The organism is Pseudomonas sp. MIL9, from assembly GCF_016887925.1.
Taxonomy (GTDB): Bacteria; Pseudomonadota; Gammaproteobacteria; order Pseudomonadales; family Pseudomonadaceae; genus Aquipseudomonas; species Aquipseudomonas mohnii.
In genome coordinates this window covers 13,684-39,381 of the sequence record NZ_JAFEHE010000030.1, presented here as the reverse complement: position 1 = coordinate 39,381, position 25,698 = coordinate 13,684, and the positions used below count along the sequence as shown (strand labels likewise).

Genomic DNA, 25,698 nt, shown 5'->3' with positions numbered 1-25,698 from the left:
CATCTAAATGTTCGAAAATGTTCCTTTAGCGGCCCTTCGATGAGTATTTTCAATCGAAGTTAAGTGGTCGCGGGCGTCAATTTCGGTTGCAATTTTCGAAAATGAACATTAATGTTCGAATTCAAATGCACAACAAAGCCCTGAGGCCTGCCGATGCTCACTTCTACCTTGCCTACGCCCCCTCTCGCTGAGGTCTACGATATCGCCGTCATCGGTGGTGGGATCAATGGCGTGGGGATCGCAGCGGATGCCGCCGGTCGCGGTCTTTCGGTGTTCCTTTGCGAAAAGGACGACCTGGCCAGCCACACGTCGTCGGCCAGCAGCAAACTGATCCACGGCGGCCTGCGCTACCTCGAACATTACGAATTCCGCCTGGTTCGAGAAGCCCTGGCCGAGCGCGAGGTGCTGCTGGCCAAGGCGCCGCACATCGTCAAGCAGATGCGCTTCGTGTTGCCACACCGCCCGCACCTGCGACCTGCATGGATGATCCGCGCCGGTCTGTTCCTTTATGACCACCTGGGCAAACGGGAAAAACTTGAAGGTTCGAAAAGCCTGAAGTTCGGTCCGGACAGCCCGCTGAAAAGCGAAATCACCAAAGGCTTCGAATATTCCGATTGCTGGGTCGATGACGCTCGCCTCGTCGTATTGAATGCCATGGCCGCCCGCGAGAAAGGCGCTCATGTTCACACCCAAACCCGCTGCGTCAGCGCCCGGCGCAGCAACGGTTTGTGGCACCTGCACCTGGAACGCGCTGACGGCAACCTGTTTTCGATTCGCGCCAAGGCGCTAGTGAATGCGGCCGGCCCCTGGGTCGCCAAGTTCATTCGCGATGACCTGATGTTGGAATCACCGTATGGCATCCGCCTGATCCAGGGCAGCCACCTGATCGTGCCGAAACTCTACGACGCGCCGAATGCTTTCATTCTGCAGAACGAAGACCAGCGCATCGTGTTCGCTATTCCGTATCTGAACCACTTCACCCTGATCGGTACCACCGACCGCGAATACACCGGCGACCCGGCCAAAGTGACGATCACCGAAGGCGAAACCGATTACCTGCTCAAGGTGGTCAACGCGCACTTCAAGAAGCGACTGAGCCGCGAGGACATCCTGCACAGCTACTCTGGCGTTCGCCCACTGTGCAATGACGAATCCGACAACCCTTCGGCCGTGACTCGCGACTACACCCTGGCCCTGTCCGGCAGTGCGGCAGAGGCGCCATTGTTGTCGGTGTTCGGGGGCAAGCTGACGACTTATCGCAAACTGGCCGAATCGGCCCTGGCGCAACTGGCGCCGTTCTTTAAAGGCATCAAGCCGAGCTGGACCGCGCAATCGACTCTGCCCGGCGGCGAAGACATGACCACCCCGCAGGCATTGAGCTCGCTGATTTGCGACAAGTTCGACTGGATGCCAAGCGAAATCGCAAGCCGTTGGGCCACCACTTATGGCAGCCGCACCTGGCGCATGCTGGAAGGCGTGCAGAACCTGAGCGATCTGGGCGAACACATCGGCGGCGGGCTCTACACCCGTGAAGTCGATTACCTGTGCAGTGAAGAGTGGGCCACCACCGCGCACGACATTCTGTGGCGCCGCAGCAAGCTCGGTTTGTTTATCACACCGGCGGAACAGGAAAACCTCAAGGACTACCTGAATAAGGTCGAGCAGAACCGCAGCAAGATCGAAACGGCCTGATCGGGAGTCCGGTTAAAGCAAAGCCCCTGAACTCTACGATTCAGGGGCTTTCTACCGCGAATCATGACCGACCTTCGAGCATCCCGGCCGGCTTCGGCGTGCCGGGCTCGAACAATTCGCGCATGGGTTAGCGAAGCAGGGCTTCGGATTTATACGGGGCGCTATTCATACGAACGTATTTGAAGTGGTGACTGTCATGCAACGCAGAACAAAAATTGTGGCTACATTGGGGCCAGCAACCGAATCATTCGAAGCCATCGAGGGGTTGGTCAAAGCAGGCGTGGATGTCGTGCGTCTGAATTTTTCTCACGGCAAGGCGGAGGATCACATTGCCCGGGCGAGGTTGGTCCGTGAGCTGGCTGCCAAGCATGGCCGCTTCGTGGCGGTGTTGGCTGATTTGCAAGGTCCGAAAATTCGAATTGCGCGATTCGCGCAAGGAAAGGTGATCCTGGAAAAGGGTCAGCAGTTCGTTCTCGACGCTTCCCTGGACAAGAATGCAGGGGACCAGCAGCGAGTCGGTATTGACTACGAAGCGCTGATCACCGATAGCCGTCCGTACGACATTTTGCTGCTTGATGATGGGCGAATCGAGCTTAGGGTCCTGAAGGTCGAGGCGACGCGATTGATCTGCGAAGTCCTGGTCAGCGGGCCGCTTTCGAACAACAAAGGGATCAACCGCAAAGGTGGGGGATTGTCTGCGTCGGCACTGACCGAGAAGGACTTCGCCGATATCAAGACTGCCGCAGAAATGCAGGTGGACTACCTGGCTGTGTCGTTCCCACGCGATGCTTCGGATATGGAATTGGCGCGTCGGTTGCTGCATGAAGCTGGAGGGCAGGCAGGCTTGATCGCGAAGATCGAGCGCGCAGAAACCGTCAACGATCTACGTATTCTGGACGCGATCATTGAAGCATCGGAAGGTGTAATGGTCGCTCGTGGCGATCTGGGCGTTGAGATTGGCGATGCAGAATTGGTGGCCGTGCAAAAGCTGATTATTGACCGTGCTCGCACACTGAATCGCGTGGTAATCACGGCGACGCAGATGATGGAGTCGATGATCACTCAATCTATGCCGACCCGTGCTGAAGTGTTCGACGTGGCCAATGCGGTGCTGGATGGTACCGATGCGGTGATGCTCTCCGCTGAAACCGCGGCCGGTGCCTATCCGATCGAGACGGTTGAGGCCATGCACCGGATCATTATCGGTGCGGAAAAACACCCTCAATCCCATCGCTCCAAGCACCGTGTCGATCAAGTGTTCCACAAGATCGACGAATCCATCGCGATGTCAGCGATGTATGCAGCCAACCATCTGCATGGCGTCAAAGCCATCATCTGCATGACGGAGAGCGGCGATACCCCTCGTTTGATGTCGCGCATTCGCTCGCACCTGCCCATTTTTGCATTCTCTCGCAATCTGGCTACTCAGAACCGGGTCACGCTGTTCCGTGGTGTCACCACCATTCCGTTCGACAGCGATGATTTCGACCCTGAGTTGGTGAACGAGAAGGCCGTTGCGGAGCTGACCCGGCGTGGCGTCGTCAAGGCTGGCGATCACGTGCTGATTACCAAAGGCGACTACGCCAACGCCCAAGGTGGCACGAACTCCCTTCGAGTCGTGTGCGTCGGTGAAGCCATTCGCTGAGTGAGGAAGGACTGATGAGTAAGACCCATTCAGCAGATCACGACGCAACGAATAACCATGATCGTGAATCGTGGCCAAGAGATTTCGATTTTCGTGAGCAGTACGCGGAGCAGCAGGAATTACTGAAGTCGCCGAGCGACGGCACGCAAGCTCCGAACCATCCGAAGGGGGAAAACCATGCTTAACAAGACCAGCCAGATTCAACACATCAGCGCTCGGGAAATCCTCGACTCGCGAGGCAACCCGACGGTTGAAGCCGTGGTGACACTCGCCAATGGCGTCAGTGCTACCGCCAGCGTGCCCTCTGGTGCTTCGACGGGGTCACGCGAAGCGCTTGAATTGCGGGACAACGCAGCGCGCTACATGGGCAAAGGCGTTATGCGAGCGGTCGAGAACGTGAACAACCCGATCCGCGAGTGCCTGATCGGACTGGATGCTTTGAACCAGCGCGAAATCGACAACGTCATGATTGCGCTGGATGGCACCGAGAGTAAGAGCATCCTGGGGGCCAATGCGATTCTCGCCGTGTCACTGGCGACCGCCAAAGCGGCGGCCAAGGTTCAGAACATTCCTTTGTATGAACACTTGGCGGCGCTGTACGGCTCGCCTGGCCAGTTCAGCATGCCGGTTCCCATGATGAACATCATCAACGGGGGTGAGCATGCCGATAACAACATCGACATCCAGGAATTCATGATCCAGCCCGTCGGCGCATCGTCGTTCCGTGAAGGCCTGCGCATGGGCGCCGAGGTGTTCCATTCCTTGAAGAAGGTTTTGTCGGAGCGTGGCTTGAGCACGGCGGTGGGGGATGAGGGTGGGTTCGCGCCTTCGCTGGCCTCCAACGAAGAAGCACTGGTTGTTATCAAGGAAGCGGTGAGTCGAGCGGGTTATGAGCTGGGCAAGGACATTACCCTGGCACTCGATTGCGCGGCATCCGAGTTCTACGAGGGCGGTCAATATGTGCTCGCCGGTGAAGGCCAGTCGTTCAATTCGGCAGGCTTTGCCGATTACCTGGCGATGCTGTGCGACAAGTACCCGATTATCTCCATTGAAGACGGGATGGACGAAAGTGACTGGGACGGCTGGGCAGGCCTGACCCAAAAGCTGGGTCACGTGCAATTGGTGGGTGACGACTTGTTCGTGACCAACACCAAGATACTGCGTGAGGGCATTCAGAAAGGGATCGGTAATTCGATCCTGATCAAGTTCAACCAGATCGGCACGCTCAGCGAAACGCTGGACGCCATTCGCATGGCGCAAGATGCCGGTTACACCGCCGTCATCTCCCATCGTTCGGGTGAGACCGAGGACACCACCATCGCCGACCTCGCCGTCGCCACTTGCGCGGGACAGATCAAGACAGGCTCCCTCAGCCGGTCGGATCGCGTCGGTAAATACAACCGCTTGTTGCGCATCGAAGAGGCCTTGCAGGAGCGGGCGCCTTACAACACGGCCGCGCTTGTGAACAGGAAAGCCTGAATCATGCAGACCTCTTCGAACAAAAAACAACTGGTGATCGGCAACTGGAAAATGAATGGCAGCAGTGCTGAAAACGCGTCGTTGCTGCTTAGTTTGCTGCCGGTGATTTCACGCTTTGAAAGCGTTGAAGTTGCGCTTTGCCCGCCGTATCCCTACCTGACGACCGTAGCCGATTTGCTTGATGATTCAGATGTTGCACTGGGTGCGCAGAATCTCAGCGCCCAGCTCTCAGGCGCTCATACCGGTGAGGTCAGCGCTTCGATGCTCCACGATATCGGCTGTCGCTTTGTGTTGGTCGGGCATTCGGAGCGCCGTGCACTTTATGCCGAGGACGATGATCTCGTGGCAAAGAAATTTGCTACGGCGCTGCGTGCCGGGCTCATTCCGGTGTTGTGTGTGGGCGAAACACTCGCTCAGCGTCAGAGCGGCGAAACGGAAGTGGTCGTCACCAATCAGCTGAATGCGGTACTGAAGGCTGTTGGCATTCAGGATCTGGTTAAAGGCGTGATTGCCTACGAGCCGGTCTGGGCCATTGGTACTGGCGAAACGGCGACGCCCGAGCAGGCGCAAGCGGTGCATCGACACATCCGCCAATATTTGGCTGACCAAGATCGCGCAGCGGCCGCCGATTGCCGGATTTTGTACGGTGGCAGTGTGAAGGCCGACAACGCAGAACAATTGTTCAATCAACCCGATATCGATGGCGGCTTGATCGGCGGAGCGTCTCTGGATGCGATGTCTTTCGCTGCCATTTGCTGGGCGGCTCAAACCGGGCCGATCACCGACTCTATCGCGATCTGAATTCTTTTGAATGTGCAGGCGCTGCGTGTCCGATCGTTTCTTTCGGGCCGCGCGAGCACCTGCACAGAGGGATGAAAAATGACTTTGAATAATCGACTTGAAGCACTGTTCCCAAGCGCTGACGAAATCCCTGCGGCTTTCCGTCCAGGACCGGCCATTGAGCAGCGAGAGTATCTGGTCAATGGGGAACTGCGGTTGTGGGACGGCCCATTAGCGCCGGTCCGTAGCCCTGTGTGCCTGAAAAAAGAATCGGGACACGAGGCCGTGATTCTGGGCAGTACTCCGCTACTGGATGCGCAAACCGCGATGACGGCATTGGATGCGGCGGTGCAGGCCTATGACCGTGGTCAGGGCACCTGGCCCACCCTGCGTGTGGTCGAACGTATTCGCCACGTCGAGGTTTTCCTCAAGCGTATGCGCGAACAACGGGAAGCCGTGGTGAAGTTGTTGATGTGGGAGATCGGCAAGAACCTCAAGGACTCAGAGAAAGAGTTCGATCGCACCTGCGACTACATTGTCGACACCATCAATGCCCTCAAGGAACTGGATCGTCGTTCCAGCCGTTTCGAGCTGGAGCAGGACACGCTGGGACAAATCCGCCGCGTGCCTCTGGGCGTGACCCTGTGCATGGGGCCTTACAACTACCCGCTAAACGAGACGTTCACCACGTTGATCCCGGCGTTGATCATGGGCAACACCGTGGTGTTCAAACCCGCCAAGTTCGGTGTGTTGCTGATCAGGCCATTGCTGGAAGCGTTCCGCGACAGCTTCCCGGCAGGGGTTATCAACATCATCTACGGCAGCGGCCGGGAAACCGTCAGCGCTTTGATGGCCAGTGGCAAGATCGATGTCTTCGCATTCATCGGCACCAACAAGGCGGCCAGTGATCTGAAAAAGCTGCACCCCAAGCCACATCGCCTGCGTGCAGCCCTCGGTCTGGATGCCAAGAATCCCGGCATCGTCCTGCCTGATGTTGATCTGGATAACGCCGTTTCAGAGGCCGTGACCGGTTCTCTGTCGTTTAATGGGCAACGTTGCACGGCGCTGAAAATTCTCTTTGTTCATGAAAACGTAGTTGACGCCTTTCTGGATAAGTTTCAGTCGAAGCTTGCCCAGCTGAAACCGGGCATGCCTTGGGAAGCGGGAGTGGCCTTAACTCCGCTGCCGGAGCCTGGCAAGACTGATTTCCTTACCGGACTTGTGGCCGATGCTGTCAGCAAAGGCGCCCAAGTGGTCAATGCCGGAGGCGGGGAAGTCTGCGAAACCTTCTTCTACCCGGCGTTGCTGTACCCGGTGACTAGCGAAATGCGGGTGTACCACGAAGAGCAATTCGGACCCGTCGTACCAGTGGTGGTTTACCGCGATCTGGAAACAGTCATCAACTACGTCCTCGACTCCGATTTCGGCCAACAACTGAGCATTTTCGGCACGAACTCCGCAGAAGTGGGGCGTCTGGTCGATGCGTTCGCCAACCAGGTAGGGCGCATCAACATCAACGCGCAATGCCAGCGTGGTCCGGACAGCTTTCCCTTCAACGGCCGCAAAAACTCTGCCGAAGGCACGCTCTCGGTCGATGACGCGTTGCGGGTGTTTTCCATCCGGACACTGGTCGCCACCAAGTTCCAGGAGAGCAACAAGGATCTGGTCAGCGACATCATCCGTCATCGTGAGTCGAGCTTCTTGACCACCGACTACATCTTTTAGGGGGCACGATGACTACGCGCTCTTTGATTATTCTCGACGGTGTCGGCATTCGTCAGGCGACTGAGTCGAACGCTTTTGCAGCGGCCAGGACACCTACATTCGATGCGTTGCTTGCGCGTTTTGCGAACAGCCAAATCGAAACATCAGGTTTGGCGGTTGGGCTTCCTCAAGGCCAGATGGGGAACTCCGAAGTTGGGCATATGAACCTGGGAGCGGGCCGGGTGGTTTATCAAAGCCTGACCCGGGTTGATAAAGCGCTCGCCGATGGCGAGTTCTCCCGCAACCCCGCGTTGCTGGAATTGATCCAGGGAATAAAGACGCGCGAGGGTGCTGTGCACGTCATGGGTCTGCTTTCTCCTGGCGGTGTTCATGGCCACATCGATCAGATTGTCGCGGCATGCGGTTGCCTGGTTGAGCAGGGTGTCGAAAAAATCTATGTGCATGGCTTCCTGGATGGTCGGGATACTCCGCCCAAGAGTGCGCAGGCATCGCTTGATGCCTTGGAGATTGAGTTCGCTCGCCTGGGCGCTGGACGGATCGTCTCGTTGGTCGGTCGTTACTATGCAATGGACCGCGATAACCGCTGGCCTCGGATTGAATCGGCGTACCGCCTGATTGTTTCAGGGGATGCTGAACATCAAGCGGCAACCGCTTCTGAGGCTTTGTCAGCAGCTTACGAGCGCGGGGAGTCGGACGAGTTCGTCAAGCCGACAACGATTGGGCAACCTGTCAGTGTCGGCCCTGATGACGCGATGATCTTCATGAACTTCCGCCCCGATCGGGCGCGAGAATTGACCCAGGCATTGATCAAACCTGACTTCGACGCGTTTGAGCGGCCTTTTGTGTTGCCCAAGGATCGACTGCTGACGTTGACCCGGTATTCCGAAGAGCTGGACTGCCCCTGTGCGTTCGCTCCAGAGGCGATCAGCAACAGCTTGGGCGAACACCTGGCGAATCTTGGGAAGAAGCAATTACGTATTGCCGAAACCGAGAAGTATGCCCACGTCACGTTCTTCTTCAACGGTGGCCGAGAGCAGCCTTTTGCCGGTGAAGAGCGAATCCTGATTCCTTCGCCTGATGTGGCTTCCTACGATCTCCAGCCTGAGATGAGTGCACCGCTGCTGACGGATCATCTGGTCAACGCCATCGCCGGCGGCACATTCGACCTTATCGTTTGCAACTACGCCAATGGTGACATGGTGGGCCACACCGGCTCTTTTGACGCCGCAGTAAAGGCCGTAGAAGTACTGGATGACTGTCTGCGCCGAGTGGTCGAAGCGACGCTCGCAGCAGGAGGCGAATGTCTGATTACTGCCGACCACGGCAACGTCGAACAAATGCTCGACGTCAAGTCTGGTCAGGCACACACGGCTCACACCTTGAATCCTGTTCCCCTGATTCTGGTCAGTGAGCAGCCTGATCGTTTGGGACTGAAAAACGGCCGGCTGTGCGATATCGCTCCAACTTTGTTGCAGATGCTGAGTTTGCCTATTCCGTCAGAGATGGATGGCAAGTCGCTTCTTACCGTCTGATTGGCTTACAGGTGCCATCAGTGCATCGCCGTACAGACGATTTGATTGGTCTCCTATCGTTGAGGTAATGCGGCTTATCACGACTCGCTCATTTGAGCATGCGGGCATCGCCAATTTTTGGTGATGCCTTTTTTTGGTGCGCCAGGCATGGCGCGTTGCGGAGGTCATGCCGAGATAAAGGAAAATTAGGACATTTGAGTCACAAGGTTATGATTTTATAGCTTTATTTCATGCAAATAAAACACAATATTCGGCCCCTTCTGCTAGGTTTCGTGGATGCATGTAAACCACGTAACCGAGGACTACATTAATGGTTTTCGCCGTAACAACGAGCCGGCGGCATTGTCTTCGAAGGCTCTAGCCTCCTCGATATAGCCATGTACGGTGTCATCGTGCCGCCACCCACCCTGGCGCTTGATTTCCAGAAAGTCCGCCCCGGCACGGTAAGCGCTGGTGGCCAAGCCTCGGCGCAGGCTGTGGCTGCTCATCTGTGGCACATACAACAGTCCCGCGGCTTCGGCACGTGTCGCCAGGATGGTATTGACGCTACCCTCGTGCAGCGCCACCTCGCCGATCACGCCCCAACGACTGACGCGTCGAAACAATGGTCCTTGCTCAATCTGAGCGGCTTCCAACCAGCCCCGTAACACCTTCGTTGGACAGCAGAGGCCGTCGCCATAGGGGATCACGCGCTCCAGTCCCTCGCCCTCTTGATCGGTTTTGGAGCGCGGGAGCGTGATCCGTAGACCTTCCCGTTCCCACTGCAGATCGCGGACCTCCAGCGTGACCAGCTCACTGCGGCGGAAGGCGCCGAAGTACCCCAGCTGTAGCAGCGCGCTGTCACGCAGCGCGGCGAGCCCTTCGAGCGTGTCCAAGTGCGACACGATGAGTTCGAGATCCTCCAGCAGCAGGGCCTTGGCTTTTTGTCGAGGGCGCCCGTTCACTCGCTCAATACCGCGCAAGGTCTTACGCACGGTGGCGCTGGCTGCTGGGTCGGGAAAGCCCTGATAGCGGTGCCATTGAGTCAGCGCGGTCAGGCGCAGGGCCAGGGTCCGCGGGTTAAGCACCTCCGCGAAGGTCAGCAGGTAGCGATGTCGGTATTCACGATCATGACTTTCTTCCAGTTTTTGTTCGGATCGTAAGTGATCACAACAAAGGGATTTTCCCCCCAGTCCTCGTCTGGTCCAGTCACCTTCGATAGAGCTTCTGTTTTTTGCTCGGGAAGCATCTCGCTGGAAACTAGGGTTTCAAAATATGGCCTCCCGCGATGATCGAAGTATTGCTCATTCATCCCCCCTAGGGCGTCCATCTCTTCCATCATGTTCAGAGCGACCATCGCGGGAATTGTCCAGCAACCATTCTTTGTCAGGTAGAAACGGCGATTCGAGCCATCCGACGAATATTTTGTCCGCCAACTCAATGTCCACCAGGAATGATCGACTGATGCACTGGTCCGTTGCTGCAATGCAAGCTTTACCGGAATTCCTTCTATGATTCTCTCCACCTCGAGTCGACGATCATAGGTTGTCGATGGAGTGCGATCGCTCACAGCCCTCTTCACGGAGGCCGCCAAAGAGGCCTGTGCGACTATCCATTGCTCTCGATACTCATCTGCCGCCAGAAGCAACTGGCCCTGATTGTCCTTGGTGGGTGTCTGGAGATTGAGAAATTTTTTGTTGCGACTGTCGAAAGGCGTCGAAGCCGTTCGACTAAATGATGCCGACACATCGAGTCCATCCACGTTGGCAACAGGAGCCCACCATGAGCACCACCCTTACTCCCTACCTCAGCTTCAACGGCAACACTCGCGAGGCCTTTGCATTCTACGAAAAGGCGCTCGGCGCGAAGATCGAAACCATGATGAGCTACGCCGACATGCCTGCGTCCGCCAACCCCGGCGAAGGCTGTGATAGCGGCAGCGCACCCAGTGGGGATGGCATCATGCACGGCTGCCTGGCGCTGCCCGGTGGCGCGATGCTGTTTGCCGGCGACACCCCGCCCGGCATGCCATACGAAGGCGTCAAGGGCGTGATGCTCGCGCTTCAGTACGACACGATCGACAAGGCCCACAGCACCTTCCACGTGCTGTCGCAAGGTGGCCAGGTGACGATGCCGCTGGCACCCGCGTTCTGGGCCAAGACCTTCGGCATGCTGACCGACCGCTTCGGCGTGAGCTGGGCCGTCAACGGCGAACCGGTCGCGTTTAAGTAATTCCGTCGAACCAGGAGAAAGACATGGGCAGGCCAACGAATGGTTGATGCGTTACCTGGTGCACAGACTTTGCCGTAGAGCGCAACATGGTCTTGCATAAGACTGAAGCTCGCCTACATGGGGTCAAGCCGAGATAAGGGAAAACTCATTTGGTCTGCAACTACTTGTCGGAATTGAAAATTCCAGAGACCAGGCGACAGGCGTGCGAGGATAGGTCGAGGTCTGCGCCTATCCTTCAGTGAAACCATTATAGATCAACAGCTTACGGAATAAATGTCCTGATTTTCCTTTATCTCGGCTTAACCCCTTGTGTGCCAGCGCGCAAGCGAGCCAGGTTTTGCCTACGCCAGTGGGGCCGCCGATGATCAAGTTCAGGCCGTCCCGTAACCACTGGCCGCTGCCCAGTTGCAGGATCAGTGACTTGTCCAGACCACGGGGGCTGCGGTAATCGATGTCTTCCAGGCAAGCGTTATGACGCAGTCGGGCCGCTTTTAGGCGGCTGCTCAGGCGCGTGTTTTCACGCTCGGTCAGCTCGCGATCAACCATCAGGCCCAGGCGTTCCTCGAAGCCGAGGCTGGCGATATCCGGCGTGCTGTGTTGCTCGCTCAACGCTTTGATCATGCCGTGCAGTCGCAGGGTTTGTAGTTTGTCGAGGGTTGGATTGGGTAGCATTTTGGTGCTCCTTCAGGTCAGTGGTAGTAGCCGGGGCCGCGCAGGTTGATGTGCTCTTCGGGTAACAGCGGCAGGTTTTGTTGGGCCAGTGGCAGCCGCTCCAGACCTTGGCGAAGGATCGATTCGAGGCTTTTGTAACTGCACGCACCCAGCGCCAGGGCGCGCTGGCAAGCAGCTTCCAGCCGATCTTCGCCATGGTGTTTTCCTAGGCGCAGGATGCCCAGACAGGCACGGAAGCCGTCCCGCGGATGGATCCGGCGTTCGAGGATGTAGGCGATGACACCAGCAGTGTTCGGCCCGGTTTGCTCCGCCCAGCCGATCAGCCGTTGCGGTGTCCATTCGGCGTGTTCGCGGTGGCTCTTGGGCATGTGCTCGGTTTGGGTAGTGTGGCGGCCTTTGTACAGCGAGCGCAGATGGCTGGCCACTCGTTGGTTGGCGTGGAAGCACTCCACCGTTTGCGCCGTCAGGCGCACTTCGAGCTGGTGCTTCACCAGCTGGTACGGCACCGAGTAGTAATCCGCATCGCCACCACAGTCGAGTTGAAAATCCTCTATTGGGAGCGCAACGGGTTTTGCCTTTGGCTCAAGCAGAAATTTTGGGGGTATGTGTCTGGGTGCTCCATCACCTCTAGATCGGTACATGTCATGACCATCGCGCTGAACGCAGTGGCGCCCAGATTATTCCATTTGCGGGGTTCAGTAGAACACGCTCGAAAAACCTAAAAATAGTTACTAAGGTTAAAGCATTGAATTACATTGATAAAATCAAAGCTAACGGTTAATTAGGGTCCAGAACTGTCAGAGGCAATCAGCAGCGGCGGCCAGACGAAGCGTTTGCGTTTTTGCAGCTTGTCCGAACCCCAGGAGACCAGCAGCATGCCGATCACCGCCGCCAGGTAAGGCAGGGCCGAGAGCCAGCCGGCTTCGATCATGTCCATTTGCGCGCCGGCCTTGAGGATCGACGGCAGCCACAACACGAAGCCGTACACGCCGATGCTCCAGCAGAAAAACTGCAGGGCCAGGATGATGACTTTGCTGGAGCGGAACGCTTCGGCGTAGTTCTTCACGGCTTTGATGCCGACCTGTTCGGCCGCCAGGGCGCTTTCCAGATCGAGTTTTTCCTGGTCGTTGAGCCACTTGGCCTCGGATGGACGATCATCGGCCAGACGCCACCAGATAAAGGCCCAGAGCACCGCCGGCAACCCTTCGATGATAAACATCCAGCGCCAGCTGAAATGCTGCACCAGATAGCCCGACACCACCGACATCCACAGCATGGTCACCGGGTTGCCGAGAATCAGGAAGGTATTGGCCCGCGAGCGTTCGGCACGGGTGAACCAGTGGCACAGATAGATCAGCATCGCCGGCATCACTGCGGCTTCAACCACGCCGAGCATGAAGCGGATGACCACCAGCCAATAAGCGTTGGAGACAATCCCGGTCAAGGTCGCCAGGCCACCCCAGAGGATCAGGCTGACGAAAATCAGTTTTTTCACGCTGTGTTTCTGCGCGTAGATCGCCCCCGGCACCTGGAAGAAAAAGTAACCGAGGAAGAACAGCGCGCCGAGCATCGACGACAGGCCCGGGGTGATCATCAGGTCCGCGGCCATGCCAGAGGCGGCGGCGAACCCGTAGTTGGCGCGATCGAGGTACGCCAGGCTATAGGTGATGAACACGATGGGCATGATGTACCACCAGCGGCGGGTGGCGAGCGTTGCGGTTTTCATGGTGGTGCTCCTGAGCTTGTTGTTTTTGTCGCAGCAGGTAACGGTTTCAAATCTTCAGTGGCTGGGCGGGCCTCATCGCGGGCAAGCCCGCTCCCACATTTGATTTATGTTCGACACAAGTCCTCAGTGGGAGCGAGCCTGCTCGCGATGGCGGCCTCAAATTCGCTGACCATTTCAGACCGGGTCGGCAATCCTTCCATGTCCCCGCGGCTCTGCACCGCGCGGCTGCCAATCCAGTTGGCACGCTTCACCGCCTCGGCAAAGCTGTGGTTTTCCAGCAGCGCGCTGATCATGCCCACGGCAAAACCGTCCCCGGCACCCACGGTGTCGACCACGGTTTCCACCGGCACACCGGCGACAAAACCGGCATCCAGGTGCGTGCGGTAATAAGCACCATGCGGGCCGAGCTTGATCGCGACCGCTTCGGCGCCCTGGTCGAGGTAGAACGCGGCGATGTCGGCCGGGTCTTCGAAACCGGTGAGCAAACGACCTTCACTCAACCCTGGCAGCACCCAATGGGCGAGGGCGGCGAGGCGGTTGATTTCAGTGATCATCAGTTGCTCGCTGGCCCACAGGCTCGGGCGCAGGTTGGGGTCGAACGACACGCTACGGCCGGCATCGCGCATGCGGCTCATCAATTCGAACGACATCTGCCGCGCCGTTTCCGACAGCGCCGGTGGGATGCCGGTGGCGTGCAGGTGCCGGGCGTTGAGCAAATCGGGCACGATCGAATGCAGCGACAAGTGACTGGCCGCCGAACCACGGCGGAAGTACTCGACGGCGGGATCGCTGCCGTCATCGGTGCGGGATTTGAGCTGAAATCCGGTGGGGTGCGCGGGGTCGATGTCGACGTGACGGCAATCCAGGCCTTCTTTCTCCAGCGTATCGATCACAAATCGGCCCAGGGAATCGGCACCGACCCGGCTCAGCCACGCCACCTTGAAACCCAGGCGCGACAGGCCAATGGCGACGTTACTGTCAGCCCCGGCAATGCGTTTGTGGAACGCGTTGACGCTGGCCAGTTCGCCGGCCTGCTCGGCAACGAACATCGCCATGGTTTCGCCGAACGAGAGGATATCGATCTCAGACATGGACGCTCTCCCGTTGCGACTGACCGAGGTGGGCGAGGGCGGCGACATGCTCGGTGGTCAGTTGCACCAGGTCCTCACCTTGCAGCGGGTATTCCGCGGCTCGCATAACGCCAGGGGCCATGTGCCGCAGCAGGTGTTCCCACTGTTGCAAGTCGCTGGCGGAGGGCGGGATGGCGATCAGTTTGCCGTCGGCGCGACGCGTGACCGCCTTGCAGTGCACATAACCGACGTGACGACCGAGCAGCCGCGCGGCGCTGGCGGCGGACTGGTCCTGCCAGTGCCAGTTGCCGATATCGAAGGTCATTTTGATCGGCAGGTGGTGTTGCTCGACTTGATTGAAGAAGCGCTGGAACGGTTCGATGCGGCCACCGTGCAGGGTCTGGTCGTTTTCCACCAGTAACTGCACGGTGCTTTCGTCGAGCACCCGGGCCAGGGATTGCAAGTCGCAGTTATCGGTGAAATAGCCCAGCGAAACCTTCAGCCATTTGGCGCCAAACGCCTCGGCGCGACTCAGGGCGGTGATCAGTTGCGGGTTGGGTTTCGACTGCCCGGCCAGCCACAGCTCCATCGGTGACGAGTACACGCTTTCCAGGCCCTCGGCCCGTGTCGCGTCGGCCAGGTGCGCGGAGTTCTCAAAGGACAGCAGCTCTTCACGCCATTCGATGCGCGTGGCACCGGCGGCGGCCAGCACGGCGATGAAACTGCCCTGGCCGCGCTGACGGACCAGATCGGCACCGTAGCTGGAGAGGCTGATGGAAACGGCGGGTTTGTTCATTGTTTTTCTACCTCTGAAACCGGTTTCATTTTTGTTCAAAAAAAATCACTGTTGATTTGTGCAGGGTTCTTGCCGGCCTCATCGCGAGCAGGCTCGCTCCCACGCGGATTGGCGAACACTGGTCCACTGTGGGAGCGAGCCTGCTCGCGAAGGGGCCGGGACGTTCACCGAAGAACCCCAAGGGTCGAACCCCGCACCACCAGCCGCGCCGAAAAATCCAGGGTCCGTACCGCCCCGTCATCCCCGCGCAACCGCTTGAGCAGACACTCGAATGCACTGGCGCCAATCTCCGTGGTCGGCTGGGCGAGGGCGGTGATGCCGCTGCCCACCAGCGGATACCAATCCAGGTCATCGAGGGCGATCAGGCCCACGTCTTCAAACAGCTTGCACTTGAGCTCACGCAACGCATGGGTGCCGGCCAGCGCCGCGACCCCGTTCGCGCAAAACAGCGCTTTCGGGCCAGGGCCGGGTGTCTGGAGGAAATTTTTCAGGTGTGCGGCCAGATCGCTGCCGGTTTCGACCAGCGTGCCGCGAAGGGCCGGGCGTTGTTCGATTTGCGCCTTGAAGCTGGCGACCCGCTCGGTGCGAGAACTGGTGCCATCAAACGGCTCGGTCACCAATAGCACGTCGCGATAACCGCGTTCTTCAAGGTGGGCGAGGGCCATCTCGACGGCTGCGGGATTGTCCAGACCCACCATGTCGCTCTCCAGATGCTCGACCTTGCGGTCGACCAGCACCAGGGGCATTTCACGGTGTAGCTCGAGCAACTCGTCCCGGTGATGGCCGAGGGTATTCACAATCAGGCCTTCGATGTTGTACGAGCGCAACAGGGCCAGGTGCTGGCGTTCCTGCTCGTCGTCGCGGTCGGTGTTGCACACCACCAGGCTGTAGCCGTGCTGTCGGCAGGCGGTTTCCACCCCGTGCATCACGGCAATTGAATAAGGGTTGCGGATATCGGCCACCAGCATGCCGATCAGACGGGTACGCCCGCGCTTGAGGCCGCGGGCCATCTGGTTCGGGCGATAGCCCAGCTCGGCAATCGCCTGTTCGATGCGCTGGGCGATGGCATCGGAGAGCAGGGCGCGGTCTTCGCCGATGAACCGCGAAACGCTGGCCTTGGAGACCCTGGCGTGTTCGGCCACGTCGAGCATGGTCACGCGGCTGCGCTGGGCGGCGGAGAAATCGTTCACGGTCTGGAACCTTCTTATTGGATTTATAAGGCTGAGCGCATGACGCTGAAACCGGTTTCAGAAGACACCAAAAGCCAATTCGGCGTCAAGCCCCGGATGAACAATTGTCCGACAATGGGCGACGAGTGGAGCTCACGCCAGTACGCTCAACCACGTCGAACCCAGCAGCAACAGGGCCATGCCGCGGTTGAAGCGTTGCATGGCCGTTGCCGAATGCAACCAGCGCGAGGACGCGGCACCGAGCAGCGCCCAGGCGCCCCAGGCATGGCACCGAAATCACAAAGAACGCCAGGGACAGGTAGAGCACATGGACCAGTCGATTTTCGCCCACCCCGGCAAACACACTGACCACCGCCAGCGCCATCATCCAGGTTTTCGGGTTGATCCATTGCAGGCCGGCGGCGCCCCACAATCCGAGTCGGGCGTCTTTGTCCTGAGTGCTGATGGCTTCGGCGGGGGCGCTAAAAATCTGCCACGCCAGATAGCTCAGCCACGCTACACCGACCCATTGCACGACGGTTTGCATGACCGGCCAGGCTGTCAACGCAGAGCCGGCCCCGGAACCCACCAGCAGCACAAGGATCGCAGCGCTGGCGCAGGCACCCAGGATGATCGGAATGGCCGCCATCACGCCGAACCGGGCACTGTTGCTCAACACCAGAATGTTGGTCGGTCCGGGGGTGATCGAGGCCACAAAGGCGAATAGCAGGAAGGGCAGCAACGTCGGAAAAGAGGACAGCATCGCAAGCAAACTCCGCTGAAGATCAGTGAAGTCGATCTTCACAAGCGCGGCGCTTAACTGTCTGGAAGATTTGAGCAACGCTTGCGGTACAGCGCCGGTGTCAGGCCATAGGCGCGGACGAACCAGCGGCCGAGATGGCTTTGATCGGCAAAGCCCAGGGTCATCGCCACTGCCGCCGGTTGTTCGCCCCGGGCCAGCATTCGTCGGGCCGAAGCCAGGCGCAATTGCACCAGATAGGCATGGGGCGCGATGCCATAAGCGGCCTTGAAGGCACGGGTCAGGCGAAAACGGTCGACGCCGGTGGCGGCGGCCAATTGGTCGAGGCCGATGTCGTATTGAGCGTTGGCGTGCAGGTACTCTCGCGCCCGCTGGGCCACTCGAGGCAGGCGTGGGTCTTCGCCACAGCGCACACGCCAGTGCAGATGGCTGGTCAGGCGTTCGAGCAAGTCGGCGAGAGCGGTTTGCCGGACGATCTTGAGCTCGCCGCGGTGCAGGGTTTCAAACGCCAGGCTGGTCGCACGGGCCAGCCGCGAATCGTTGGCCAGCGTATTGGCGAAACTCAATGCACTGTGGTCTGGCGCGCTGTCGAACACGGCGCCGAGTTCTTGCTGCAACCACTGCGGGTCGAGGTAGAGCATGCGGTAGGTGAAACCGTCAGCGGTCGGGGCTTCGCCGTCATGGATATCCCCCGGTTCGAGCAAGAACACTTTGCCCGGCGTGCTTTGATGCCTGGCGCGACGGCAGTTGAACTGCTGCACGCCTTGCTCGGTGACGCCCACCAGATAGCTGTCATGCCAGTGCGGGTCGTAGGCGTGGCCTTGGAAATGCGCGCGCAGGGTCTCGATGCCGGTGTCGGCATCCTTGGACAGGTCGATCCAGTTATGAGACGTCATGCTGCACCTGAGGGACATATTGCCGAACGATTTAACACTTGCGCCGGGCTCGATGCCTAGAACGTTTGTGCAGCTTGTCAGTTGAAGAGCCCGGCGGCGATATTGATCGAAAACCCGAGAATCGCCGTATTGAACAGAAAACCGATCAGCGACTGCGCCAGTACGATCTTGCGCAAGTCACGGGTCGCCACGCCGACATCGGACGTCTGCACCGCCACACCGATGGTGAACGAGAAGTACAGGAAGTCCCAGTAATTGGGCGTGGTCAAACCCTCTGCAAAGCGCAATGCCGGCTCCTTGCCTTGCCAGGTGTAATACAGCCGCGCGTAATGCACGCTGAAAATCACCCCGATCAGCAGCCAGGAACCCAGCACGGTCAATGCGGTGAAGCCGTAATGCAGGAGCTTTCGGGTGGTTTCCAGGTCCTTGCTGCCGGCCAGTTCGAAGGTGATGGTCGCCAGGCTGGCAATCGCCGCAATGCACACCACGAACAGCACCAGTCCGGCGTTTTCGTCTTCCATGTCGGCAATGCGTTTCACATCCGCCGCTTTGGAGCGTACGACGATCCAGGACATCAGGATCAGGTAAGTCCAGACCCCGGCATTCCAGCCGATGAGTATTTTGGTGATGATCGAATCGGCCGGAACCAGAATGCCCGCCGCGATGCCGAGCGTCATGCCGGCGGAGAGGCGGGGGTGGGTGTGGGTGAGGAAGGACATGAGCACTCAAGAGGTCGGGGTGTTGCCAACACCTTAGCCCAGGGCGGTCGGTTGTGACCACAATCCTCAAACCATGAAGCCACTTGTGGGAGCGAGCTTGCTCGCGATGAGGCCATCACATTCAACTACCCGGTTGACTGTCACACCGCTATCGCGAGCAGGTTCGCTCCCACAAGTCATCGACTGTGTTGGTCAGATGATTTTGTGGCGTTTACGCACCAGCTTCATCACCACCACAAAAAACACCGGCACGAACACCACGGCCAGGGTCGCGGTGATCATCCCGCCAATCACCCCGGTACCGATGGCCTGCTGGCTCGCCGAGCTGGCCCCGGTGGCGATCGCCAGCGGCACCACGCCGAGGATGAACGCCAGTGAGGTCATGACGATCGGCCGCAGTCGCAGGCGCGCCGCTTGCAAGGTGGCGTCGATCAGGTCATGACCTTCGTCGTACAGGCTCTTGGCGAACTCGATGATCAGGATCGCGTTTTTCGCCGACAGGCCGATGATGGTGATCAACCCGACCTTGAAGAACACATCGTTGGGCATGCCGCGCAAGGTCACCGCCAGCACCGCGCCGAGCACGCCCAGTGGCACCACCAGCAGCACCGAGGTCGGGATCGACCAGCTCTCGTACAGCGCCGCCAGGCACAGGAACACGATCAGCAAGGACAAACCGAGCAGGATCGGCGCCTGGCTGCCGGAAAGACGTTCCTGCAACGACAATCCGGTCCATTCCTGGCCCAATCCCGCCGGGCCCAACGCGACCAGCCGTTCGATCTCCGCCATGGCTTCACCCGTGCTGTGACCGGGTTTCGGTTCGCCGGAAATCGCAATCGCCGGGTAGCCGTTGTAGCGGGTCAACTGCGCCGGGCCCTGGGTCCATTTGGCCTGGACGAACGCCGACAGCGGCACCATGTCGCCTGCGTTGTTGCGCACGTGAATCTTCAGCAGATCGTCGACCTGACTGCGTTGGTCGCCTTCAGCCTGCACCACCACCCGTTGCATCCGTCCCTGATTGGGGAAGTCGTTGATATAAGTCGAGCCCACGGCGGTGGACAGCACGCTGCCAATGTCGGCAAAGGACACGCCCAGGGCATTCGCCTGTTTGCGGTCGACGACCAGTTGCACTTGCGGCGCTTCCGCCAGGGCGCTTTCGCGCACGTTCATAAGGATCGGACTTTTCTCGGCGGCGGCCAGCAATTCAGTACGGGCGCGCATCAGCGTGGCGTGACCGAGACCACCGCGATCCTGCAAGCGGAACTCGAAGCCGCTGGAGGTGCCGAGGCCGTCGACCGGCGGCGGCAGCACCGCAAAGGCCATGGCGTCCTTGATCTGGCTGAGGGCGATGTTGGCGCGGTCGGCAATCGAACTGGCCGAGTCGTCGCTGCCGCGTTCGGACCAGTCTTTCAAGGTGGTAAACGCCAACGCCGCGTTCTGCCCGCTGCCGGAGAAACTGAAGCCCAGAATCACTGTGCTGTCGCCGACGCCCGGCTCGGTGGCGTTGTGCGCTTCGATCTGCTCGACCACTTGCACGGTGCGATGCTTGCTCGCGCCCGGTGGCAGTTGAATGTCGGTGATGGTGTAACCCTGGTCTTCCACCGGCAGGAACGAGGAGGGCAAACGACTGAAGCAAACCCCCAGGCCGATCAGCAGCACGCCGTAGATCAACAGGTAACGGCCGCTGCGCTTCAACGCATAGGCGACCCAACCCTGATAACGGTCCGTGAGTCGCTCGAAACGGCGGTTGAACCAGCCAAAGAAGCCACGTTTTTCGTGATGCTCACCCTGGGCAATCGGCTTCAACAGCGTCGCGCACAGCGCCGGGGTCAGGGTCAGCGCGAGGAACGCCGAGAACAGGATTGAAGTGGCCATCGACAGCGAGAACTGGCGGTAAATCACCCCGACCGAGCCCTGCATGAACGCCATCGGAATGAACACTGCGACCAGCACCAGGGTAATGCCAATGATCGCGCCGGTGATCTGCTTCATCGCCTTGCGCGTCGCTTCCTTGGGCGACAGGCCTTCAGTGGCCATGATTCGCTCGACGTTCTCCACCACCACAATCGCGTCGTCCACCAGAATGCCGATGGCCAGCACCATGCCGAACATGGTCAGCACGTTGATCGAGAACCCCAGCGCCAACATGGTCGCAAAGGTGCCCATCAGCGCCACCGGCACCACCAGCGTCGGAATCAGCGTATAGCGGATGTTCTGCAGGAACAGGAACATCACCGCGAACACCAGCAGCATTGCTTCGCCCAGGGTGTAGACCACTTTGGTGATCGAGACTTTGACGAACGGCGACGTGTCGTACGGGATCTTGTATTGCACCCCGGCCGGGAAGTAGCGCGACAGTTCATCCATCTTCGCCCGCACCAGCGTCGCGGTGCTCAGGGCGTTGGCGCCGGGCGAGAGTTGCACGCCGACGGCGGTCGACGGCTTGCCGTTCAGGCGCGTGGAAAACTGATAGTCCTGGCTGCCGATCTCGACCCTGGCGACATCGCCGATGCGCACGGTGGAGCCATCGGGATTGGCCTTGAGCACGATGTCGGCGAATTCCTCGGGCGTCGACAGTTGCCCCTTGACCAGAATGGTCGCGGTGATTTCCTGGGTGCCGCGGCTCGGCAAATCGCCGATGCTGCCTGCCGATACCTGGGCGTTTTGCGCCACGATGGCGGCATTGACGTCGGCGGGCGTGAGGTTGAAACCGAGCAGTTTCTGCGGGTCGATCCAGATACGCATCGCCCGTTCGGCACCGTACAGCTGTGCCTTGCCGACGCCGTCCAGACGCTTGATCTCGTTCATCACGTTGCGCGCCAGGTAATCGCTGAGCGCCACATCGTCGAGCTTGCCGTCACTGGAGGTCAGGGTGATCAACAGCAGGAACCCGGCGGAGACTTTCTCCACCTGCAAGCCTTGCTGGGTCACCGCTTGCGGCAGGCGCGATTCCACGACTTTCAAGCGATTCTGCACATCCACCTGGGCCATTTCCGGGTTTGTGCCGGGCTGGAACGTCGCCTTGATCGTGGCACTGCCCAGACTGCTTTGCGATTCGAAATACAGCAGGTGGTCGGTGCCATTGAGTTCTTCCTCGATCAGGCTGACCACGCTCTCGTCCACGGTCTGCGCCGAAGCGCCGGGGTACACGGCATAGATTTCGATCTGCGGCGGCGCGACGTCGGGGTACTGCGCCACCGGCAACTGTGGAATGGCCAGGGCCCCGGCCAGCAGGATGAATAACGCGACCACCCAGGCAAACACCGGGCGGTCGATAAAGAACTGCGGCATAAACAAGCGTCCTGCTTACTGGCCAGAAACCTGGGCGATTGGAAGAGGGGTGTCGTCGATCTGCACTTTCTCGCCGGGGCGGGCGTGTTGCAGGCCTTCGATGACTATGCGGTCGCCGGGTTTGAGGCCACCGGTGACGACCCAGCGATCGTTCTGCACCGGGCCCAATTCGACCGGTTGCAGGCCGACCCGCTGCTGGTCATCGAGCAACAGCACCTGCGCCACCCCGGCGCTGTCACGCTGGATGGCCCGTTGCGGCACGCTGATGCCTTGCTGATTGATCGCTTGCTCGAGACGCACGCGCACGAAACTGCCCGGCAGCAGGTCGAGATCCGGGTTGGGGAATTCGCTGCGCAGAATGATCTGCCCGGTACCCGGGTCGACCGTGATGTCGGAGAACAACAGCTTGCCCGGCAACGGATACAGACTGCCGTCGTCCTGGATCAGCGTGGCCTTGGCCTGTCCTTGCCCCACTTCTTTCAACTGACCGGAGCGGAACGCCCGGCGCAGGTCGTTGAGTTCGCGGGTCGACTGGGTGAGGTCGGCGTGGATCGGATTCAGTTGCTGAATCAGTGCCAGAGGCGTGGTTTCGTTCTGCCCCACCAGCGCGCCTTCGGTGACCAGCGCGCGACCGACGCGCCCGGAGATCGGTGCGGTGACGGTGGCGTAACCCAGGTTGAGGGTTGCCCGGTCCACCGCCGCTTTGTTGGCCGCAACATCGGCCGCCGTTTGCCGCACGGCGGCCCGCGCATTGTCGTAGTCCTGCCCGCTGATGGCCTTGTCGTCGATCAACTGGGCGTAGCGCTGCTCTTGCAGTCTGGCTTGATACGCATTGGCCTCGGCCTTGCGCAACGCGGCCTCGGCGCTTTCCAGGTCGGCCTTGAACGGTGCCGGGTCGATGCGAAACAGCACATCGCCTTTCTTCACGTCGCTGCCTTCGCGGAAGGTGCGTTGCAACACCACGCCGGCCACCCGGGCCCGCACTTCGGCGATGCGTGGCGCCACGATCCGCCCGCTCAGCTCGCTGCTGATCGACAGGGGTCGGGCTTCGATGGTTTCGATGCGAACGGTGGCCAACGGCGCCTCTTCCTCGGCGTTGGTGGACTTGTCGCAGGCGCTGAGCGTCAACGCCAGCGCTACAAGACTGAGCCTGGCAAGCAGATGTTTAGACATGAATGACCCCAATAATGACCCCCAGCATCCTACTGGGCGTCGGCGAGGGTAGCGGTGAAGCTTTGTAGGCGCTGTGTGAAATTGTGTAAGGGTTTTACTCAGGTGTGCGTGTGGGCGTATATCCTGCAGGCCTTGATTTCATTTGCGCTTGGTCGACCGCCATCGCGAGCAGGCTCGCTCCCACAGGGGATTTGTGAACGCTACAGATCAAATGTGGGAGCGAGCCAGCTCGCGATAGCTGTCTATCAAGCGCCACAGCACTTTCTGGAACACCCCCATGCCCAACATCCTCCTGGTCGAAGACGACACCGCACTCGCCGAGCTGATTGCCAGCTACCTGGAACGCAACGGCTACTCCGTCAGCGTGATCAGTCGCGGTGATCATGTGCACGAGCGGGCGCGGCTCAATCCGCCGGACCTGGTGATCCTCGACCTGATGCTGCCGGGGCTCGACGGCCTGCAAGTGTGCCGCCTGTTGCGCGCCGATTCGGCGAGCCTGCCGATCCTGATGCTCACCGCCCGCGACGACAGTCACGATCAGGTGCTGGGCCTGGAAATGGGCGCTGACGACTACGTCACCAAACCCTGCGAGCCTCGCGTATTGCTGGCCCGGGTGCGCACCTTGCTGCGGCGCAGCAGCCTCAGCGAACCGCAGACCGCCAATGACCGCATCCTCATGGGCAACCTGTGCATTGACCTGTCCGAACGCACCGTGACCTGGCGCGAGCAATTGGTCGAACTGTCCAGCGGCGAATACAACCTGCTGGTGGTGCTGGCCCGGCATGCCGGCGAAGTACTGAGCCGCGACCAGATTCTGCAACGGCTGCGCGGCATCGAGTTCAACGGCACCGACCGTTCGGTGGACGTGGCGATCTCCAAGCTGCGACGCAAGTTCGACGACCACGCGGGCGAAGCGCGCAAGATCAAGACCGTGTGGGGCAAGGGCTACCTGTTCAGCCGTTCCGAGTGGGAATACTGAGCCGATGTTCAGAATCCTCTTTCGCCTGTACCTGGTGACCATTGTCTCGTTCAGCGCCGCCATTTATCTGGTGCCGGACCTGGTGATCAAGGTCTTCCACGAGCGCTTTGTCAGCTACAACCTCGATTATTCCCGAGGGCTGCAAACCCTCATGGTCAAGCAGTTCAAAGCGGTTCCGGTCGAACGGTGGCCAACCCTGGCGGCCGAAATGGACGAGGATTTCCGGCCGCTGCACATCGTACTCAGCGCGATCGACGATCCCGGTTTGTCCCTCGACGAGCAGCAACGTTTGCAGCGCGGTGAAAACGTGGTGCGTATCGGCGACTGGGGTTGGCGCACCCTGGCGGTGGCGCCACTGAATGAGCGCACCGTGGTGCAAATGGTGGTGCCACCGGATCCGCTGGACGTCAACCTGCTGTACTGGAGCATCAACGTGCTGATCGGCGCGACCATGCTTGCGTGCCTGTTGCTGTGGCTGCGACCGCATTGGCGTGACCTGGAGCGGCTCAAACGTGCGGCAGAACGCTTCGGCAAGGGCCACTTGAGCGAGCGCACGCAGATTGCGGCCAGTTCCAACATCGGCAGTCTGGCGAACGTCTTCGACACCATGGCCGGCGATATCGAAAACCTGCTGAATCAGCAGCGGGACCTGCTCAACGCGGTGTCCCATGAATTGCGTACGCCGTTGACGCGACTGGATTTCGGCCTGGCCCTGGCCCTGTCCGACGACCTGCCGGCCACCAGCCGCGAACGTCTGCAAGGGCTGGTCGACCACATCCGCGAACTCGATGAACTGGTGCTTGAACTGCTGTCCTACAGCCGCTTGCAGAATCCGGCGCGGGTGCCGGAGCAGGTCGAAGTGTCGCTGGATGAATTCATCGACAGCATTCTGGGCAGTGTGGATGAAGAACAATCACCGGACATTGTCATCGACGTGTTGCTCCATGGTCAGCTCGAACGCTTCAGCCTCGACCCGCGCCTGACCGCCCGCGCCCTGCAGAACCTGCTGCGCAACGCCATGCGCTACTGTGAAAAACGCATCCAGATTGGCGTGCAGGTGTGTCCCCAAGGCTGTGAGATCTGGGTCGACGATGACGGCATCGGCATTCCGGATGATCAGCGTGAACGGATTTTCGAGCCGTTCTATCGGCTGGATCGCAGTCGTGACCGCGCCACAGGCGGGTTTGGCCTGGGGCTGGCGATCAGTCGTCGGGCACTGGAGGCGCAGGGCGGTACCTTGACCGTCGAAGCATCGCCGCTGGGCGGGGCGCGATTCCGCTTGTGGTTGCCGACGCCGGCGTGACACTGCATACCTGTCAAAGTTTTTACGACGGCTGCGCCGCCGAGCGGGAGCGAGCTCCCTCGCCACATTGATTCGTGCAT

At 59.7% G+C, this 25,698-nt stretch carries 19 protein-coding genes and 4 pseudogenes; 10 read left to right on the top strand and 13 right to left on the bottom strand.

From position 1 onward, the window contains the following. The first annotated feature begins 153 nt into the window (after positions 1 to 153). The 7 genes from glpD to gpmI all read left to right on the top strand — a co-directional run bounded on the left by glpD (position 154) and on the right by gpmI (position 8,853). Positions 154 to 1,692: a glycerol-3-phosphate dehydrogenase gene (gene glpD / locus JQF37_RS27150; RefSeq protein ID WP_057978699.1), complete on the top strand. Its 1,539-nt coding sequence runs from the start codon at positions 154 to 156 to the stop codon at positions 1,690 to 1,692. Positions 1,693 to 1,888: 196 nt separating this feature from the next. Then, positions 1,889 to 3,337, top strand: a complete 1,449-nt coding sequence (gene pyk / locus JQF37_RS27145; protein ID WP_057978697.1) for a pyruvate kinase — start codon at positions 1,889 to 1,891, stop codon at positions 3,335 to 3,337. Positions 3,338 to 3,351: 14 nt separating this feature from the next. Continuing rightward, the gene (locus JQF37_RS27140; protein ID WP_166729440.1) at positions 3,352 to 3,522 is read left to right on the top strand and encodes a hypothetical protein; all 171 of its coding nucleotides are present in this window, start codon (positions 3,352 to 3,354) and stop codon (positions 3,520 to 3,522) included. Beyond that, positions 3,515 to 4,816 carry a phosphopyruvate hydratase gene (eno, locus tag JQF37_RS27135; RefSeq protein ID WP_060501487.1) on the top strand — a complete coding sequence of 434 codons (1,302 nt, stop codon included), beginning with the start codon at positions 3,515 to 3,517 and terminating at the stop codon, positions 4,814 to 4,816. Before JQF37_RS27140 ends, eno begins: the two co-directional genes overlap by 8 nt. 3 nt (positions 4,817 to 4,819) lie before the next feature. Next, positions 4,820 to 5,617: a triose-phosphate isomerase gene (gene tpiA, locus JQF37_RS27130; RefSeq protein WP_057978693.1), complete on the top strand. Its 798-nt coding sequence runs from the start codon at positions 4,820 to 4,822 to the stop codon at positions 5,615 to 5,617. A gap of 78 nt (positions 5,618 to 5,695) precedes the next feature. Then, positions 5,696 to 7,321, top strand: coding sequence for an NADP-dependent glyceraldehyde-3-phosphate dehydrogenase (locus JQF37_RS27125; RefSeq protein ID WP_057978691.1), 1,626 nt, complete (start codon positions 5,696 to 5,698; stop codon positions 7,319 to 7,321). An 8-nt stretch (positions 7,322 to 7,329) separates the two neighbouring features. Then, positions 7,330 to 8,853: a 2,3-bisphosphoglycerate-independent phosphoglycerate mutase gene (gpmI, locus tag JQF37_RS27120; protein ID WP_057978689.1), complete on the top strand. Its 1,524-nt coding sequence runs from the start codon at positions 7,330 to 7,332 to the stop codon at positions 8,851 to 8,853. Between the two features lie 302 nt (positions 8,854 to 9,155). Here gpmI and JQF37_RS27115 read toward each other — a convergent pair whose 3' ends face one another. Both JQF37_RS27115 and JQF37_RS31565 read right to left on the bottom strand, forming a co-directional pair. Continuing rightward, positions 9,156 to 9,920, bottom strand: a complete 765-nt coding sequence (locus tag JQF37_RS27115) for a site-specific integrase (RefSeq protein WP_235575256.1) — start codon at positions 9,918 to 9,920, stop codon at positions 9,156 to 9,158. Between the two features lie 11 nt (positions 9,921 to 9,931). Continuing rightward, positions 9,932 to 10,579 (bottom strand): hypothetical protein, encoded by a 648-nt coding sequence (locus JQF37_RS31565; RefSeq protein WP_206684467.1) that lies wholly within the window; start codon positions 10,577 to 10,579, stop codon positions 9,932 to 9,934. A gap of 35 nt (positions 10,580 to 10,614) precedes the next feature. Between JQF37_RS31565 and JQF37_RS27110 the strand changes: the two genes are divergently transcribed. After that, positions 10,615 to 11,064 carry a VOC family protein gene (locus JQF37_RS27110; RefSeq protein WP_041506109.1) on the top strand — a complete coding sequence of 150 codons (450 nt, stop codon included), beginning with the start codon at positions 10,615 to 10,617 and terminating at the stop codon, positions 11,062 to 11,064. 306 nt (positions 11,065 to 11,370) lie between these two features. Here JQF37_RS27110 and JQF37_RS27105 read toward each other — a convergent pair. The 11 genes and pseudogenes from JQF37_RS27105 to JQF37_RS27055 form a co-directional block, all read right to left on the bottom strand. Further along, positions 11,371 to 11,736: pseudogene (locus JQF37_RS27105) on the bottom strand (ATP-binding protein); the annotation flags it as partial. Positions 11,737 to 11,753: 17 nt separating this feature from the next. Beyond that, positions 11,754 to 12,251: pseudogene (locus JQF37_RS27100) on the bottom strand (IS21 family transposase); the annotation flags it as partial. A gap of 284 nt (positions 12,252 to 12,535) precedes the next feature. Beyond that, positions 12,536 to 13,462 (bottom strand): annotated as a pseudogene (locus JQF37_RS27095) (MFS transporter); the annotation flags it as partial. A gap of 104 nt (positions 13,463 to 13,566) precedes the next feature. Next, positions 13,567 to 14,553 (bottom strand): sugar kinase, encoded by a 987-nt coding sequence (locus tag JQF37_RS27090; protein ID WP_130210294.1) that lies wholly within the window; start codon positions 14,551 to 14,553, stop codon positions 13,567 to 13,569. After that, complete coding sequence (locus JQF37_RS27085) at positions 14,546 to 15,328, bottom strand: TIM barrel protein (protein ID WP_130210296.1); 783 nt, start codon at positions 15,326 to 15,328, stop codon at positions 14,546 to 14,548. Before JQF37_RS27085 ends, JQF37_RS27090 begins: the two co-directional genes overlap by 8 nt. 164 nt (positions 15,329 to 15,492) lie before the next feature. After that, positions 15,493 to 16,518 carry a LacI family DNA-binding transcriptional regulator gene (locus JQF37_RS27080; RefSeq protein ID WP_130210298.1) on the bottom strand — a complete coding sequence of 342 codons (1,026 nt, stop codon included), beginning with the start codon at positions 16,516 to 16,518 and terminating at the stop codon, positions 15,493 to 15,495. A 132-nt stretch (positions 16,519 to 16,650) separates the two neighbouring features. Beyond that, a pseudogene (locus JQF37_RS27075) lies at positions 16,651 to 17,260 on the bottom strand (LysE family translocator). Between the two features lie 53 nt (positions 17,261 to 17,313). Continuing rightward, positions 17,314 to 18,153, bottom strand: a complete 840-nt coding sequence (locus tag JQF37_RS27070) for an AraC family transcriptional regulator (protein ID WP_130210302.1) — start codon at positions 18,151 to 18,153, stop codon at positions 17,314 to 17,316. A gap of 77 nt (positions 18,154 to 18,230) precedes the next feature. After that, positions 18,231 to 18,872 (bottom strand): DUF1345 domain-containing protein, encoded by a 642-nt coding sequence (locus JQF37_RS27065; protein ID WP_130210304.1) that lies wholly within the window; start codon positions 18,870 to 18,872, stop codon positions 18,231 to 18,233. 192 nt (positions 18,873 to 19,064) lie between these two features. Next, the gene (locus JQF37_RS27060; protein ID WP_130210306.1) at positions 19,065 to 22,163 is read right to left on the bottom strand and encodes an efflux RND transporter permease subunit; all 3,099 of its coding nucleotides are present in this window, start codon (positions 22,161 to 22,163) and stop codon (positions 19,065 to 19,067) included. Between the two features lie 15 nt (positions 22,164 to 22,178). Next, positions 22,179 to 23,336 carry an efflux RND transporter periplasmic adaptor subunit gene (locus JQF37_RS27055; protein WP_130210308.1) on the bottom strand — a complete coding sequence of 386 codons (1,158 nt, stop codon included), beginning with the start codon at positions 23,334 to 23,336 and terminating at the stop codon, positions 22,179 to 22,181. A 277-nt stretch (positions 23,337 to 23,613) separates the two neighbouring features. Between JQF37_RS27055 and JQF37_RS27050 the strand changes: the two genes are divergently transcribed. Together JQF37_RS27050 and JQF37_RS27045 are read left to right on the top strand one after the other, a co-directional pair. Then, positions 23,614 to 24,315 carry a response regulator transcription factor gene (locus JQF37_RS27050; protein ID WP_130210310.1) on the top strand — a complete coding sequence of 234 codons (702 nt, stop codon included), beginning with the start codon at positions 23,614 to 23,616 and terminating at the stop codon, positions 24,313 to 24,315. A 4-nt stretch (positions 24,316 to 24,319) separates the two neighbouring features. Further along, entirely contained in the window at positions 24,320 to 25,618 is a 1,299-nt protein-coding gene (locus tag JQF37_RS27045) for an ATP-binding protein (protein ID WP_130210312.1), read from the top strand. The last annotated feature ends 80 nt before the right edge of the window (positions 25,619 to 25,698 follow it).

Coding starts and splice junctions, on each gene's coding strand:
- JQF37_RS27045 (WP_130210312.1), top strand. CDS start 24,320: ATGTTCAGAATCCTCTTTCGCCTGTACCTGGTGACCATTGTCTCGTTC.
- JQF37_RS27060 (WP_130210306.1), bottom strand. CDS start 22,163: ATGCCGCAGTTCTTTATCGACCGCCCGGTGTTTGCCTGGGTGGTCGCG.
- gpmI (WP_057978689.1), top strand. CDS start 7,330: ATGACTACGCGCTCTTTGATTATTCTCGACGGTGTCGGCATTCGTCAG.
- JQF37_RS27070 (WP_130210302.1), bottom strand. CDS start 18,153: ATGACGTCTCATAACTGGATCGACCTGTCCAAGGATGCCGACACCGGC.
- JQF37_RS27140 (WP_166729440.1), top strand. CDS start 3,352: ATGAGTAAGACCCATTCAGCAGATCACGACGCAACGAATAACCATGAT.
- JQF37_RS27065 (WP_130210304.1), bottom strand. CDS start 18,872: ATGTCCTTCCTCACCCACACCCACCCCCGCCTCTCCGCCGGCATGACG.
- tpiA (WP_057978693.1), top strand. CDS start 4,820: ATGCAGACCTCTTCGAACAAAAAACAACTGGTGATCGGCAACTGGAAA.
- JQF37_RS27055 (WP_130210308.1), bottom strand. CDS start 23,336: ATGTCTAAACATCTGCTTGCCAGGCTCAGTCTTGTAGCGCTGGCGTTG.
- JQF37_RS27085 (WP_130210296.1), bottom strand. CDS start 15,328: ATGAACAAACCCGCCGTTTCCATCAGCCTCTCCAGCTACGGTGCCGAT.
- JQF37_RS27125 (WP_057978691.1), top strand. CDS start 5,696: ATGACTTTGAATAATCGACTTGAAGCACTGTTCCCAAGCGCTGACGAA.
- JQF37_RS27110 (WP_041506109.1), top strand. CDS start 10,615: ATGAGCACCACCCTTACTCCCTACCTCAGCTTCAACGGCAACACTCGC.
- pyk (WP_057978697.1), top strand. CDS start 1,889: ATGCAACGCAGAACAAAAATTGTGGCTACATTGGGGCCAGCAACCGAA.
- JQF37_RS27050 (WP_130210310.1), top strand. CDS start 23,614: ATGCCCAACATCCTCCTGGTCGAAGACGACACCGCACTCGCCGAGCTG.
- JQF37_RS27090 (WP_130210294.1), bottom strand. CDS start 14,553: ATGTCTGAGATCGATATCCTCTCGTTCGGCGAAACCATGGCGATGTTC.
- glpD (WP_057978699.1), top strand. CDS start 154: ATGCTCACTTCTACCTTGCCTACGCCCCCTCTCGCTGAGGTCTACGAT.
- eno (WP_060501487.1), top strand. CDS start 3,515: ATGCTTAACAAGACCAGCCAGATTCAACACATCAGCGCTCGGGAAATC.